Annotated in this window: 13 protein-coding genes; all 13 read right to left on the bottom strand. The window is 40.5% G+C overall.

Translation table 11 applies throughout. The annotated features are described in order from the left end of the window. Positions 1-129: 129 nt before the first annotated feature. The 13 genes from PTI45_RS07550 to PTI45_RS07490 all read right to left on the bottom strand — a co-directional run bounded on the left by PTI45_RS07550 (position 130) and on the right by PTI45_RS07490 (position 14048). On the bottom strand, positions 130-1587 hold the full coding sequence (locus PTI45_RS07550) for a hypothetical protein (RefSeq protein ID WP_069326951.1): 1458 nt from the start codon (positions 1585-1587) through the stop codon (positions 130-132). After that, positions 1584-2879: an alanine racemase gene (locus PTI45_RS07545; RefSeq protein WP_069326950.1), complete on the bottom strand. Its 1296-nt coding sequence runs from the start codon at positions 2877-2879 to the stop codon at positions 1584-1586. The genes PTI45_RS07550 and PTI45_RS07545 overlap by 4 nt, the downstream gene beginning before the upstream one ends. 92 nt (positions 2880-2971) lie before the next feature. Next, positions 2972-4066, bottom strand: a complete 1095-nt coding sequence (locus PTI45_RS07540) for a Gfo/Idh/MocA family protein (protein WP_245703452.1) — start codon at positions 4064-4066, stop codon at positions 2972-2974. Beyond that, entirely contained in the window at positions 4066-5205 is a 1140-nt protein-coding gene (locus PTI45_RS07535) for a UDP-glucuronosyltransferase (RefSeq protein ID WP_069326949.1), read from the bottom strand. Before PTI45_RS07535 ends, PTI45_RS07540 begins: the two co-directional genes overlap by 1 nt. A 396-nt stretch (positions 5206-5601) precedes the next feature. Then, complete coding sequence (locus PTI45_RS07530) at positions 5602-7032, bottom strand: ATP-grasp domain-containing protein (RefSeq protein WP_069326948.1); 1431 nt, start codon at positions 7030-7032, stop codon at positions 5602-5604. A 30-nt stretch (positions 7033-7062) separates the two neighbouring features. Further along, positions 7063-7875 (bottom strand): ABC transporter permease, encoded by an 813-nt coding sequence (locus PTI45_RS07525; RefSeq protein ID WP_069326947.1) that lies wholly within the window; start codon positions 7873-7875, stop codon positions 7063-7065. A gap of 4 nt (positions 7876-7879) precedes the next feature. Continuing rightward, positions 7880-8686 (bottom strand): ABC transporter permease, encoded by an 807-nt coding sequence (locus PTI45_RS07520; protein WP_069326946.1) that lies wholly within the window; start codon positions 8684-8686, stop codon positions 7880-7882. Continuing rightward, positions 8676-9668, bottom strand: coding sequence for an ABC transporter ATP-binding protein (locus tag PTI45_RS07515; RefSeq protein ID WP_069326945.1), 993 nt, complete (start codon positions 9666-9668; stop codon positions 8676-8678). The genes PTI45_RS07520 and PTI45_RS07515 overlap by 11 nt, the downstream gene beginning before the upstream one ends. A gap of 30 nt (positions 9669-9698) precedes the next feature. Next, entirely contained in the window at positions 9699-10715 is a 1017-nt protein-coding gene (locus tag PTI45_RS07510; RefSeq protein WP_069326944.1) for a BtrH N-terminal domain-containing protein, read from the bottom strand. Then, complete coding sequence (locus PTI45_RS07505) at positions 10708-10953, bottom strand: acyl carrier protein (protein WP_069326943.1); 246 nt, start codon at positions 10951-10953, stop codon at positions 10708-10710. The genes PTI45_RS07510 and PTI45_RS07505 overlap by 8 nt, the downstream gene beginning before the upstream one ends. A 38-nt stretch (positions 10954-10991) precedes the next feature. Continuing rightward, positions 10992-12350 carry a preATP grasp domain-containing protein gene (locus PTI45_RS07500; RefSeq protein WP_069326942.1) on the bottom strand — a complete coding sequence of 453 codons (1359 nt, stop codon included), beginning with the start codon at positions 12348-12350 and terminating at the stop codon, positions 10992-10994. 15 nt (positions 12351-12365) lie between these two features. Next, positions 12366-13568 carry a radical SAM/SPASM domain-containing protein gene (locus PTI45_RS07495; protein WP_069326941.1) on the bottom strand — a complete coding sequence of 401 codons (1203 nt, stop codon included), beginning with the start codon at positions 13566-13568 and terminating at the stop codon, positions 12366-12368. 186 nt (positions 13569-13754) lie between these two features. Continuing rightward, on the bottom strand, positions 13755-14048 hold the full coding sequence (locus tag PTI45_RS07490; protein ID WP_069326940.1) for an acyl carrier protein: 294 nt from the start codon (positions 14046-14048) through the stop codon (positions 13755-13757). Between the last annotated feature and the right edge of the window lie 148 nt (positions 14049-14196).

Raw genomic sequence — 14196 nt, 5'->3', positions numbered from 1 at the left:
CTTTGACATCATCACATTCATTTAGGGTGGCTTTCACAAAATAAGCCTTTCGATTCTCTGATCTGCTAGAGAACCAAAAGGCTTATTTGTTATGCATTCAAATCATAATCATCAGATATCATTCATTACTTATTGAGAACGAATTGCAGTCATCGTTGTATACCAGTAATCTAACTGTGCTCTCACTTGTTGATCTTGAACAACCGTCTGCATCCGCTCAATCACATTACGCAATGTATCGTATTGACTGGCTACCCATGGCTTACGTGTAAGCAATTCGCACCAGAATGCAATCAAGCGATCTGTACGTAGAGGGTCTGTCTGAGATAATAAATCCCATATCTGCTGATCCATAATCATAACAATTTCGATCCACTCATTAGGATGATCTAATTGTTCCAATTGATCTAATATTATTAATCGATCTGCTGATGTTTGGCGCAATTGACGATCCATCACACGGCGCTTGAGCTCACGGGATTGCTCTAATACCGATACTGCTGGAATATGTTGTCGAAGTGCAGTCAGTACCGTCTGCAATACCTGTTCTTCTTGCCCGCGCATCGTATACAGCAATTGCGAAGCACGCTCAAGACTTGCGGTATTGTGACTTCGATTGTATTTGAGCAATAGATTACGAATAATCGTCGACTGCCTTGTAAGTTCTTGAAGCTCTGACATCATCGTCGGATACCGATCGAAGATCGCTTGTAATCCTTCTACTGTCTGTGTCAGATACATTAATCGTTGTTCCATCGCTGCTTTGTGCTCATAGAAGATGTGAAAAGCTCGAATATCTGCTTTGCTGTTATTTTCGATAAATGTCTGAATACTATTTTGCAAAATATCATAGATTTCCATCCCATAAAAATGAGCATTGGCTTGCTGAATATCATTCCGTCTCCATGATGAAGGACGCGAATCCACATAATCTTGTAACTGCTCGATCAGACCTTCTAACGAAACCACCACTGCGATAACTTTGGGAGAATGTACAGGTGCTTGTTGATACCGAATCGTAATCAAGCGTTTATTTGCTTCTTGAAATGAAAAATGAGCAGCCAACACTTCTTCGATCGGGATACTGTACTCTCCATACTGAAAATCACGATTGTACCCGCTTGCCCAAAAAACCTGCTGTTCGAGATCATAACCGTGCAACATAATATCATGAGAATAATGTTCTTCTTGGTAAAATGCCGTATGAGACAAATAGTATTCATCAATAAACATGACTAGATATTTGTCTTGATTCATCATATCCACCCATGTCGCAATTAACTGCTCGGCATTGAGATCTGCACAATCAGTCTCATTCGTTTCTAGCCAGGGGTAATCACTAAATTCATGGGGATGATAAAAGTCGACCCACTGGTAATTAGGCGAACTTAACTGGATAAATTGATGATACACCCATGGTAAACATTCCTCGTGTGTCATCACCACAGAAAGAGCATACCCCAGATACTGATATCCTTTAACAAGTGGCTTGGCTAAAGGAAGTATTTTTTGCGAAGACGATTGCACAGGGTAACGAGTTAATGACTGTGTAAGTTGAGCTGTGGTATTCATCTCTGACTTCATCATAGAACCGCCGTCCATTCTGTGGTAGGTACTATATGTTGTTGCCGTAATAATAAATCTTCAGGATCACCTTGTTCTCGAATCAAATACGATTTGCCTTTATAAGAAAGAACTTCAGCAGGTGTAGCATGACCCAAAAACTGAGTAGGACTATACGTTAATCCATACGCACCGGATTGTAGAATACATATGTAATCGCCCGCATGGATCACAGGTAATTCTACATTTTTGAATAAACAATCATCCGGTGTACATAACGGCCCTACAATACTGGTGATCTGCGTCTGTTCTCCATCGGTTATATGATGCCTTGGAATAATTTCCAGTGGATAATTGTTACGTGGTCTTCTACCTCTAAAGGTAGCGCCTGCATGATGGTGCATACCTCCATCTACAATAACAAAATGCTCGCCTTTGGATACTTTGGTATATAGTGCCTGACAGACATAGATCCCTGATGCTGCGAGTAAATAGCGACCACTTTCTACAATAAATGTACTGTGTGGCAGATGAACAACATACTCATCAATTAATTCGGTGAGTTGTTGCATAACCGATTCGATGTCCAGTGGATGTTCATGGGAAAAGTAAGGCACTCCAAACCCACCACCCAGATTGACTATTTCCAGTTGAACCGGATATCTGGCTTGAATTTGCGCGGCTAAAGACAATGTATATCTAAAATTACTGAGTAGCACTTTTTCATCCATAATCTGTGTACCTGCATAGACTTGAATACCGATCACTTGAATATAAGGCATCTCCACTACACGCTCGAATACACCTGCTAATTGAGACTCATCAATCCCGAATGGACGAGCCACTCCTGCCATCTGAATAGAAGCTCCACTGATCCCTTCTCCATCCGGATTTACCCGAATACCGACACGCACTTTACACTCATATTCAGTCGCAATCTGATGGATCATTTCTAATTCAGCGAGCGATTCGACATTAATACAATGAATCTGATGAGCCATCGCTGTCCGCAATTCTTTTTCACTTTTACCAGGACCTGTATAGATGATCTCTTCCGGCAAATACCCTGCTGCTTCAGCCAGACGCAACTCCCCTAATGAAGCAATCTCTATATGACAACCCCATTCACGCAGTAGGTTAGCAATGGTAATATTATTGTTTGCTTTTAAGGCGTAATGTAATTGAACTTTGGGGTGTAGTAATTGTTGAAACGATTGAATATGTTCAGCTAATTGATCTCCATTGTAATAATAAAAAGGAGTCGGATACTGTCCTAAAGCTTCATATAAAGGATTGTTTTCTGATAAATGGCTCATCCATGTTCATCTCCTAAGCATTTGGCATTATACATGCGACAACATTCCATGAGAAAAAGATTTTTGCAACGCAAAATATCTGTACTTATGACTCAAGATATAACACTTTTGGCTTTGGCCGTAGCATGAATATGAGATAACAATTGAATACGCTCTACCGATTCAGCAAACAAATGATGGTGCTGATGATGATTGATCGTATCCCGAAAAAAACGTAATTGATTGACATAATAATTCATCGGTTCAAACGTATGATAACGAACTTCTCCTGTTTCTTGTCCATTTTCTATCAGCGCTATTTTGAGCTTCAGCTTATAAAACCCTAGATTACAGCGAAAAAAATCGTTGATCGTAATCTTCGCTTTTTCCAGATAGATCACATGTCTGCTACTATACGGCTTTTCAAAAGAAAAAAGAGCTTCTGCTGTCACGCCATCGGCTAACTGAGCTTGCGCTTCAAATGTCCAATCACAACCGTTAGGCCCATCAAAAGAAGAACGTCCTTCAAATTCACTATGTTGTATTCCGATCACCTGTTGTAAAAATTGAAGCCAATAACAACCCAGATCCCAAAAACAGCCGCCACCTTGTTCTGGATGACTACGATAATTATCATGATGATCTTCTTTGGCTGGAATGGTCAGTTGAGTGACTGTACGGACTAAGGCTCCATATTCACCGGATGAAATGCATTCACGTAACGTATGTTGCCACGGATGATGAGCTACCATTACCCCTTCGATCACCTGTAATCCATGATGCTGTGCCGCCGCTCCAATCATGGGCAGTTCTTGCGGATGCAGACAAAGCGGTTTTTCAACCAGTACATGCTTGCCCGCAGACAATGCTTTGCGAATCCATGTGGCATGCAGTTCGTTACTTAGCCCGATATACACTGCATCTAACTGAGGATCTGCTAACAATTCTTCCAGATCCCCGTAGATTGTAGCGATGCCATAATGTTCTGCTAACGATTCTGCTTTGGACAACGTACGATTAGCAACACCTACAATGTCCAGTCCATCGACATAGGGTGCAGGATCAAGAACAGCACGTGGCACAATACCCGAACACCCGAGAATCCCTAATTTGACAGTAGCTTCTGAATTATGCCCTACTTGGGCTGAAAGAATATGTTCGTCCGTCTGTGTAGAAGAATGGCGTACACTCATTTCGGAAGATTTCATCATGGTGTACCTTTAGCCATCGTCGGGTGAAGCAGTTGCATATGACGTTGAATGTACTCATCGGCATACGCTGGAAATTGCTGACGAGCTTGTACCAATTGCTGATGCATCTGTTCCAAAATATCTGTGCCTCCACCATACTCACTCATCCAGCGTTCATACGATAATCCAAATCCATATTTTTCCCACTGACTGGCATTGCGAGCTTCATGTTCTCCAAAAGGTTCTAGAAAAATAATCGGCGTACTTAGTGCAAATGAATCGGCTAATGTTCCTCCGCCCGGCTTACTGACAATCGCCTGTACATTGCGTTCAATCTCACATAATATGTGATATTCTGCTCGTGATTCATACTGTACGGCTTGATCAACTTGCACTTCTCCAAGTGGTGGAAAAGTATGCTTACCCTCTTCATTTTGTTGCCATGTGCGCCACTCTGGATTCATCCGATAATACCGTTGTCCTTGATCCGAACTTCCCCGTTCATCTTGATCGTACAAAATAATATCCAATCCATAACCCACTTGTTCTAACTCGGCGATCCGTTCACGATAGGTGCCCATTCCCCAACCACCCCCATGCACCAACAGTCGATGTTGTCGCTGACTATACGGAATCACTGGATCAGATAAAGGAATATCAATATACGTATACATTTCTTGTTGGTCATGACCAAATAGCCAGACTTCATGATAACTCTCATGTAGCTGACCTAAGCGCTTACGTACACTTTTCCAAGAAGGAGAATCGATCACATCCAGATACAATAAGTCTATATGGAGATTGGCTTCACCGATCTGCTCCCGATAGCGATCTAGAATGTATATCCAATGACCGGATAAGCAAATAAAATGTTTTCTTCCTTCGGCTTCCCACTGTTGTAACAACGCTACAATCTGCTCATCATCCATACTTTTGCGAATATCTTGCGGAATCCGTTGCGACATCAATGCTACCGAAAAGTCAGCATGATACGCTTGACGACTTTTATCTACTTTTTGCAATTGATCTGATTGCATCACATTTTCAAACACAAGCACTTCGGTTGGAATACCCATACGATTCAAGCTTGCTTCTACAAGTAAACCCGGCGTATAAAATCCAAGTCCAAACCCAGAGCATAATATCGTTACGGTCATGATGATCCAATCCTTTCATTTGAGGGTGGTGAAGAAAAGAATAATACTTTTAGAGTGGGATATATTGTTCTTGGGTGGATGTATCGCTACGGGCATCTATTATTCTTGGCGTCGCTGGTAAGACTTGGATATCTTGAATGGACCGCTGGGCGGTCGATATCCTAGTCTTAAAGGCGACTTTCAGAATAATAGATTTCCTTCGCTGGTGGTGGGAGAACAATATGGTATTTTATTTTAAGAAATAAGAGCATATGATTCTTGCTTCCCCAGTGGTGGAGGTAGCAGGGTAAGGCAGAGAAATTAGTGAAATAAGAATAATGTTTGGTGTTGATTCGAATATGTGATGGTGAAGATTCTTTGTTTATAGATGAAATAGATCAATGATTATATGGTTTATTAGTTTAATATGCTGAATTGGTTGGTTTCTAGAAGTTGTTCGAATTGGGTTAGTAATTGTTGTTTGATATGGTCATGGCTGGCTACGACTGAGAGATAGATTCTACCTTTGTGTTTTTTGTTATCGTTACGGAAACGATGGTTGATGTGTAAGGCTGATGATGTTAATGGGATGATGCCTTGTTGACGATTCGGTAAATAGAGCAAGTTGGCTTGATCTAACAAATGAAGTAGTTGTTCGTGCGAGACTTCGCCTGTGTGTGAGACGTTATAGTTGGTCATATTGCCGACCTGTCCGTAGGTACGCAGGTATTGATCCATTTGGTGCTTGATCAGGCTCATCGATTTGCGAGCATTGATCTCGACCATCGGTTCAAGGCTTCCATCTTGTAATACCATAGAGTCAATACAGACATGTCCAAAGTATCCATCCTGATATAATTGCTTACCGATCTGTTCCATTAATGCAAAATAACCTTCTTGTTCGAGTCGCATCATAAAGGCTGGATCAGGAGATAATGACTCACGATACGCAAATTGAGAGTTTGCCAACCACTGAACAGACAGCATTTCAATCTGACCTTGTGGATCAATATGAAATTGGCAAGAAAAATCCCGTTCTTTTTGCAAATACTTTTCGATCAGAAATTGGACTTTCTTCCCTTTTTCTTCTTGTTTGTGTAGACCGTGACCGATACGAACAAGCAGTTCAGGAGAATCGATCAACATATTCCCTTTACCGGACACACCATAATTATCTTTAATCAGAAAAGAACCTTCTTTTAGCCACTCGCTTCCTTTTTCAACCAATTCCTCACTGCTCTCTACTAATACACCGACACCACTCAAGTTCAATGTCTGCTTCATCTGTGCAGAGTAATGTTTGGTATTGACCCTTTTGACGACTTCAAGTTCAGGAGCATGATAGCCAATACCGAAGCGTTGATTCAACTCTTCAATATGAGGAATCCATGCAAAAGGAGACAAACTCATCGTGGATAATGGAAATTGCTCGGCTAATTGTTCATCTTGTTGTTCCATCCATTGGAAAACAGATACAGGGCGTGCAGACATTCCTGCTTGCTTGCCTGTACTCAACCGATTGATCGCCGCCATCGTCTGATCTTGTCCCGCAAGAATCTGATCTTTGATTTTCGAAGCATCCATTTCTAGATCTTGCGTATTGCCATATACGCTAAATCCCAATTGATGAACATATTGACGTTGCGCAGGTTCCATCGCATAACGAGTAAATAACAGGTCACCCGGCTGACAAAAAGTAAACAATAATTCATCCATAGCTGTGACAATCTTTTCAGCTTCTTTATCAGGTAGTGCAGGTAGTGTAGCAAGATCATCTTCACGCCAGTATAATTCAGCTTCAAAAGCGCCCATGTGCAGCAATGGCTGACTGCTGATCCGTTCATTCATATGTATATTCCTCCTTTTTAAAATGGATGTTTATTGACTAGCACTGGAATAATGACGTAATGCATAACGCCAGATCACACGAATAATGATCAGCAACCAGATCGGTGCAAGTACTGCCCACCAGACCATGCCTGCACTGAGTCCACCCATAACAAACATTGGTGGAAAGTTACAAATAACGAACACCGGTAATAAAAATGTACCTAAGCGCTGAATAATCCGATCATAGACTGCCATAGGAACATAATTCGTTTCAAACACACTATTTGACATATCGGTTACCCCTGTAGTCTGTACCGTCCAGAACGCCAGCAATTGTGGTAACAAAAAGACAGAATAAGCAACCAAGACACCAATCGCGATAAAAAAGATAAAACCGCCAATATGATAAAAATCTACAGGTAATCCCATTCGACTCCAGCCAATCGCTACCATTACACTGCCACCGAGTACATTGGGGATCGTATAACCCAATTCAAATTGACGTAACGTGACAGCGAATTGCAAAGAAATGGGCTTCGTAATCAGCACATCCAGCGAACCGGTACGTACTTTATCTGGTAACTGAGTAAAATTGGTAAAAAACAATCCACTATATAATCCGCTCATAATGGTAAATACGCCTACATATAACAAAATCGCATCCGGCGACCAGCCATTAATATCGGTTCCTACCTGATACGGCAGAATCGCATATAATAGTTTGATCAGTAGATACGCTGTTTCAATCAGAAAAGCTGTAATAAAATTGGTTCGATACTCCATTTGCGACATCACAGAGAATTTCATAAATCGTCCATAAATACGAGAATAGCGCTTTGCTTCTTTCCAGATCATCTGCATATTATTATCCTCCCACCGCTACATAACGGCGTACCCCTGAACTCCATACCCATCTAGCGACCACTAAAATAACAGCGATCCATAACCACTGCATGCCTATACCTGTAATTGCTTCTGTTGTGGTTAATTTACCAGTAATCATATTGACTGGAAAAAAGACAATATACGAAAAAGGTAACATCCCTAATATCTTGGCAATCGTCACTCCAAAAATGGTTAACGGAAAAACACTACCACTCGCGATATAAATAATGAGCGATAAGGTATAAAATAATCCGGTCGATTCGGTTAACCAGAACGCTATTCCGCTTAATGCATAATAGATCACAAAGTTGAGTAACAATGCACCCGGTAAAGCAATCAGATAACGTAATGCACTATCCCAACCTACAGGAACGTGTAGACCGATCCGCAACCAGATCAAGACTACAGCGGCAAAAATAATGACCAATACCGACTGGACTGCTTTGGCACCTAGAAATTTTAAGATACGATAAGCAAAATAGTTCAGCGGTTGGACTAGAAATTTACCCAGTCCGCCTTCTTTGATATCGCCTGCAATTTCATATTCAAATCCCGCGGCAACAAGCTTACCAGTGACTGCTGCCATAATAATGTAGATCAACATTTCTTGAAATGTATAACCTACAATCGTTCCCTGACCGGATGAACGAAAAATCGCTAACCAGAGAAAAAATTGAGTCATCATCGGTACAAAAAAGCTAACTAGCTGTATCCAATAATTGGTTCGATATTCCATTTCATTTTGAATCCCCATATGTAAAATTTTGCGATAGACTTTATTGGGCATGGGGCAACCCACCTTTTTCGTACAGGATCGCAATCCCTTCTTCCAAAGGAATATCTTCAATTGTAAAATCAATAACAGGTAAATGATCCAGTATTTCTTTCGATTTACGTAGTACATCTTGCTTGCTAAGTTCGAATACGACTTCCAATTCAGAACGAGAACGAATTTTACCATAACCATTCAAAGACAGTTCCGATACCGGCGCTGACAATTGGATTTTGAGTAATTTCCAAGAACCAATCACATCGTTTACACTTTTGAGATCACCATCATAGACCAGTTGCCCGTGATTAATAATCATCGTTCGAGAACACAAATCTTCAATATCGCGCATATAGTGACTGGTCAGCAAGATCGTTGTATTGTACGTTTTGTTGTATGTTTTAAAAAATTGTCTGATTTTACTTTGTGAAATAATATCCAAACCAATCGTCGGCTCATCGAGCAATATCACTTTCGGACGATGAAGAAGTGAAGCAATCAATTCCATTTTCATGCGTTCACCTAAAGACAATCGGCGTACTTGCACATGTAGCTGCTCACTGACACCAAGCAGTTCAACCAATTCGTCTAATGTACGCTTATATTCAGTATCGTCCAGATCATAGATTAGTTTGTTGAGTTCAAATGAATCACTAGCAGGCAAGTCCCACCATAGTTGATTTTTTTGACCCATCACAATCGAGAACTGACGTTTAAATTCTTTTTTACGTTCCCACGGCGTATACCCGAGTACAGAAGCTTGACCATCACTAGGATGCAAAATACCGGATAACATTTTGAGTGTGGTCGTTTTGCCTGCTCCATTAGGTCCTAGAAAACCAACAATTTCACCTTCTTCAATATCAAAGCTAAGATCAATTACAGCTTCTTTCTGCAATTTTTCCCGTTTAAATAAATTCGAAAATGATTTGCGTAATCCAGGTTCTTTTTTGTAATATTCAAATGTTTTGGATAGTTGAGTTAACGTTATCGCTGACAGATGACACGACCTCCTTCATGTTGCACACTGCTATAGACGGATCTGATATACCGTCATTCTCATCCGCTCTAACAATGTTTTTAATTCGGCTAACAAACGCAAACTGTGCTGAATATAATCAGATACTTTATCTCGGTTAACCCGCAATCCTATTTTATACAGTTGAAGCAGATGCCTTTTCCATGTCTGGCGAAGTTCATGAATATCTTCTCGCAATTGATAAGCACCATGCTCACTCCCCATTAATCCTTCATAACGACTCATAAATTGCTCGGTATACTGTAGTAGATGCATCAGACTTTCGATCCGTAGCTGGTAATAAAGAGTATCGCAACTCTGACGGAATGATTCATCTTCCATCTCTAACAGACGATCCAGATCACAGAATAAGACGGCATACGCTGACCAGCTTTCTTGTAAAAACTGTTCTAAATGACGATCACACGCCTGAATCACTTGTTGGACACTAAGCTCTTCCGCAGGATCACTATTGAGATACGCATATTCAGTAATACCTTCTAGCAACAAAGTAAGATTTGTCTTGCCATTGTAACTAAGCACATGACCGGATTCTTCTAATAAAAAGTGATCGGATACATAGGCTTCATCCTGCTTCATATCTAACCCGTATAGCTGAATCACATGTCCTTTGCTCGGGTTATTCTGATATACCGGATGGAAATTCAGGCAATGACTTTGTAAATGAAGAAGTATACTTTTTCCATTTTCCAATGCGTTAGACCAATCTTGTAAGATCAAAAAATCATTTCGCTTGGATAATGCTGGGTCGATCGTGACATGTTTGACTTCAACCTGTGTATTTGCTGACCACTGAGATAACAAATCCGCCATCGGACGCAGACCAAATGAGTCAAAATTTCCTTTATACGAGATCGACAACCCGTTACATAGAAAATATAGATCGGCTTCATCGGTATAGACACCCTGACGTAGTAGTAAAGCGTGCAGGCTAGCATAAAAGCAATGCTGTCCTGGCGCTCCTACTGTTTCCGGTAACACTTGTTTAGATAATGATCGTTTAAACATAATGAGCTAACATGTTTTCGATACGGCGTAATGTCGATAATTCTTCCAGCAATAAATTATCATCGTCGATCATGATATTGAGATGATTTTCAAGTTCTACAATCAATTCAACCGCAGATAGTGAATTGAGACCATACTCTCGTAGATCATCATCTGGTTGTAGATTTTCCAGATCGGCTGGAGCCATTTTTAACACTTGAGCAAGTAAAGGTACGACTTGTTGTTCACTAACTTCCATCGTTTGACCTCCTTTGACATCTAACTAACCTAAGCTATTTACAGTTCAGCAATCACTCGCTCCAACTGTTCTTCAAGTCGCTGTGCTTCTTCTGTGCTATCGGCAATGACAATAGCAAAAATACGGTTATTGTATCCGTTCGTTGTTTTGCTTGCAGACAATGTACCTGCTGTATACACCCACACGCCAAAAGGATGTGCAGAAGTATACAAAAGATTATGTTGCTCTAACTTTTGACAAAGGGTCTGATACGTTAAACGTTCTTTGGTAATATGCCGGAAATAACGAGAACGGAATATGCGCAGCCCGAACATTTGCGGTAATAATGAGATATAGGTCGATAACGTGAACCGCCCATTAATCTCAATCACCGGAATCAATTCTCCACTTTCATCAATAAATGCATCAATTGAAGCAATACCACGATACTGCTTTTCGTACAAATAATGTCCTAATTCCATCGCATACTGACGAGATTGTTGGCGAATCTCTTCGGTTACCCCTGAAGGCATATAGGAACCAATATAGACGGTTCCATCCACCACCTGACGTTTCAAAGAAAAAACTTCAACATCACCATCAGGATGAATATAAATTTGGTAATTTAGATCCATTTGCTTTTTGTGCCAGCGTTCGACTAACCATGCCTGATCTGGATTGTTTTGCTTACGTGCAAAACGACTCATCACACTCAGCGTAGCATCGAGCTTTTGTGTTCCTTGTAATAAATACAGCCCTTTGCCAGAAGCTCCATAAGGTTCTTTGATAATAATTTGAGCTTCGGCATCGGCTGTACCTATAGCTAAACATTCACGCCGAATCTCTTCGACGGTTGAGCATACGGTTCCGCTACTGACTGGAAAACCCAACTCGATCGCTGCTTGGCGACTAAAGATTTTGTCATTCACCATTTTACAAATCTCCGAAGGGGCTCCAATATAAGGAACTTCACACGTATGAGCAATTTCTTCTTCCCATTGCGTGACTGCATAAGGAACAAGATAGGTTGCTCCATACAGGGCACGACCTTGCACCCCATACATCTGCAACCGTTCTAACAAGGCTTCATCTTGCAAAATCAGTTGTGAAATCGATACAAACGGATCATCACTTTCTCCTTGCGGAATCTCGATTCGTGGTAACTCAAAACCCAGATTTTCCAACATATCTAGATAATCCGGGTCAGGTTGTTTACGCAAAATCATAATATCCTGCTTACGACAGAGTAAAAGATTCATCTCTTCGATTCGATTCACAACTTCTTGTTCCTGAGGATCGCTCACTCCTTTGCTGATATTGTGCCAGACCGATTCAGCGCCGATATTAAAAATCCATATAAAGCGACCTTGATCACGATGATCGGTCAATGCATCCATTAGCGATAACTGCTGTCTCATGAACTCCCTCCGCTCTTAAATATAGTCGAGCGAATTGACTGTACCTGCACCATGTAGATACAATACACTGCACTTCGAGCACGCAGGCGTTAGCCCTTCTTTATTGATAATATGTCTTACATTTTCATATTCTTCGGAATCCCAGATTTCTTTCAGGCTCTTCTCTTTCAGATTACCAACCGTAAACTCGGAAAAGAATTTGCAAGGCATAACGCTACCATCTGGAACAATATCGGTACGAGAAGTCAATGCTAGACAGTGATTAGAACAACGGCTTGTCATTTCATCCCCATGAATAAATTTGTCGATCTCATCATAATCCAGACCCGGTTGGTAACGAACACGGATTTTCCATACACGATCATTGATCTTGTGTAGATCTTCCATCAACGCATCCATACGATCAGGATTGATTTTGTATTTAAATGCATGCCAGCTACTGATATGACGCTCATCTAACTGACGCAACCATTGGAATTTTTCAGAGAAATACGTATCCATTTTGAGCGATGTTTCGCGGGAAATGTACCACGGGAAGCACAACATCACCAAGTCCAATTTTTTCGATTCAAAAAACTCTAGCAATTCAGTCATACGACCGATCATATTATCGTTGATAACGGCATGAACCGAAATTCTACCTTTGTACAATCCTTGATCACGCAATTCCACTAAGCGATCAATTTGTGCCATCGTTTTTTGAAATGTACCTTTACCACGGATTAAATTATGCTCGTATTCAAATCCTTCTACAGCAATTAGCAGTTCCAGATTTTCAGATAAATCTAGAATAGGATCAATAAATTTATCTATTAATAGTCCATTCGTACAGATCGTCATCTCACGGCGATCATTCTGAATGTATTCCAGAATTTCTCCAAATTGACGGTGAAACATCGGTTCTCCGCCCCATAGATATAGACGAGACTTCGCTTCTTTGGTATCGTCCAATAATTGTTTGAAAATCAATGGATCAAGATCCATATTTTGCTCTGCTTTGTCCATTTGATGATGATAGCCATCTTCATTCCACTGAAAACAGTGTGTACAGCGCAGATTACAACGGTTTGTTAATTTAATCCCTAATGATTGCGGGATTGGCGTTTTGTACGTCGGATCTTTGATCTGGTTACGGTAAGAGACAGTGGCGTTGCGAATGGTTCGTTTAATCAGCTGAAATTCTTTGCGGTCAATGGTTACTTCGCTTCTTGGTTGCAAAAAAAACACCTCTTCCTTTGAATTCAATGTTCAAAGCAGACTGTCCTTTAACGACACATCGCATCATAAGCCCAATAAGTGACAAGCAAAATTTCTGATATAAAAAACGTATTTATTGCAAATAATGTTCATGATACTGTTGTATATACACAACAAGTGTTAGCGCTTTAATTTTTATGTAAGCGCTTATACCGTTTTCACCTGTTCTTCTACAGCCTGACCTTGATTGGCTTCAAGACTAACAAAGTTACAGAACGCTTGAATAGAACCTAAATGTTCCATATCAAATTCTTCAAAATCAATTTCAACATTAAAATCATCTTCTACTCGTAAAATAAAATGAATCAATTGGATAGAATCAAGCCCGGCATCATGAATAATATCAGAATCGCGGTCCAGACGTGTCAAACAGGAAGGGTCTTGTTTTACCTCACTAATCATGGTAATAATTTGCTCTACAGTGACTGGGGATTGCTGCATTCTAATTCCTCCTTCTAGATATAGATCAGGTAGTGAGAATCAGGTCAAGCACGCATACATACGAAGAAAATACCGACTAAAAATAGCGACATCTAGCGGATAATTCCGTCCACCAATTAATGGAATTATATGCATATATATTCATCTA

Origin of the sequence: Paenibacillus nuruki (assembly GCF_001721045.1) — a bacterium.
Taxonomy (GTDB): Bacteria; Bacillota; Bacilli; order Paenibacillales; family Paenibacillaceae; genus Saccharibacillus; species Saccharibacillus nuruki.
The sequence above is the reverse complement of the archived record's forward strand: the minus strand, read 5'-3'. Positions and strand labels throughout refer to the sequence as shown.

What these genes read in the sequence shown, in the direction of transcription:
- PTI45_RS07550 (WP_069326951.1), bottom strand. Translation starts at nt 1,587, where the DNA reads ATGATGAAGTCAGAGATGAATACCACAGCTCAACTTACACAGTCATTA.
- PTI45_RS07545 (WP_069326950.1), bottom strand. Translation starts at nt 2,879, where the DNA reads ATGAGCCATTTATCAGAAAACAATCCTTTATATGAAGCTTTAGGACAG.
- PTI45_RS07540 (WP_245703452.1), bottom strand. Translation starts at nt 4,066, where the DNA reads ATGAAATCTTCCGAAATGAGTGTACGCCATTCTTCTACACAGACGGAC.
- PTI45_RS07535 (WP_069326949.1), bottom strand. Translation starts at nt 5,205, where the DNA reads ATGACCGTAACGATATTATGCTCTGGGTTTGGACTTGGATTTTATACG.
- PTI45_RS07530 (WP_069326948.1), bottom strand. Translation starts at nt 7,032, where the DNA reads ATGAATGAACGGATCAGCAGTCAGCCATTGCTGCACATGGGCGCTTTT.
- PTI45_RS07525 (WP_069326947.1), bottom strand. Translation starts at nt 7,875, where the DNA reads ATGCAGATGATCTGGAAAGAAGCAAAGCGCTATTCTCGTATTTATGGA.
- PTI45_RS07520 (WP_069326946.1), bottom strand. Translation starts at nt 8,686, where the DNA reads ATGCCCAATAAAGTCTATCGCAAAATTTTACATATGGGGATTCAAAAT.
- PTI45_RS07510 (WP_069326944.1), bottom strand. Translation starts at nt 10,715, where the DNA reads ATGTTTAAACGATCATTATCTAAACAAGTGTTACCGGAAACAGTAGGA.
- PTI45_RS07505 (WP_069326943.1), bottom strand. Translation starts at nt 10,953, where the DNA reads ATGGAAGTTAGTGAACAACAAGTCGTACCTTTACTTGCTCAAGTGTTA.
- PTI45_RS07500 (WP_069326942.1), bottom strand. Translation starts at nt 12,350, where the DNA reads ATGAGACAGCAGTTATCGCTAATGGATGCATTGACCGATCATCGTGAT.
- PTI45_RS07490 (WP_069326940.1), bottom strand. Translation starts at nt 14,048, where the DNA reads ATGCAGCAATCCCCAGTCACTGTAGAGCAAATTATTACCATGATTAGT.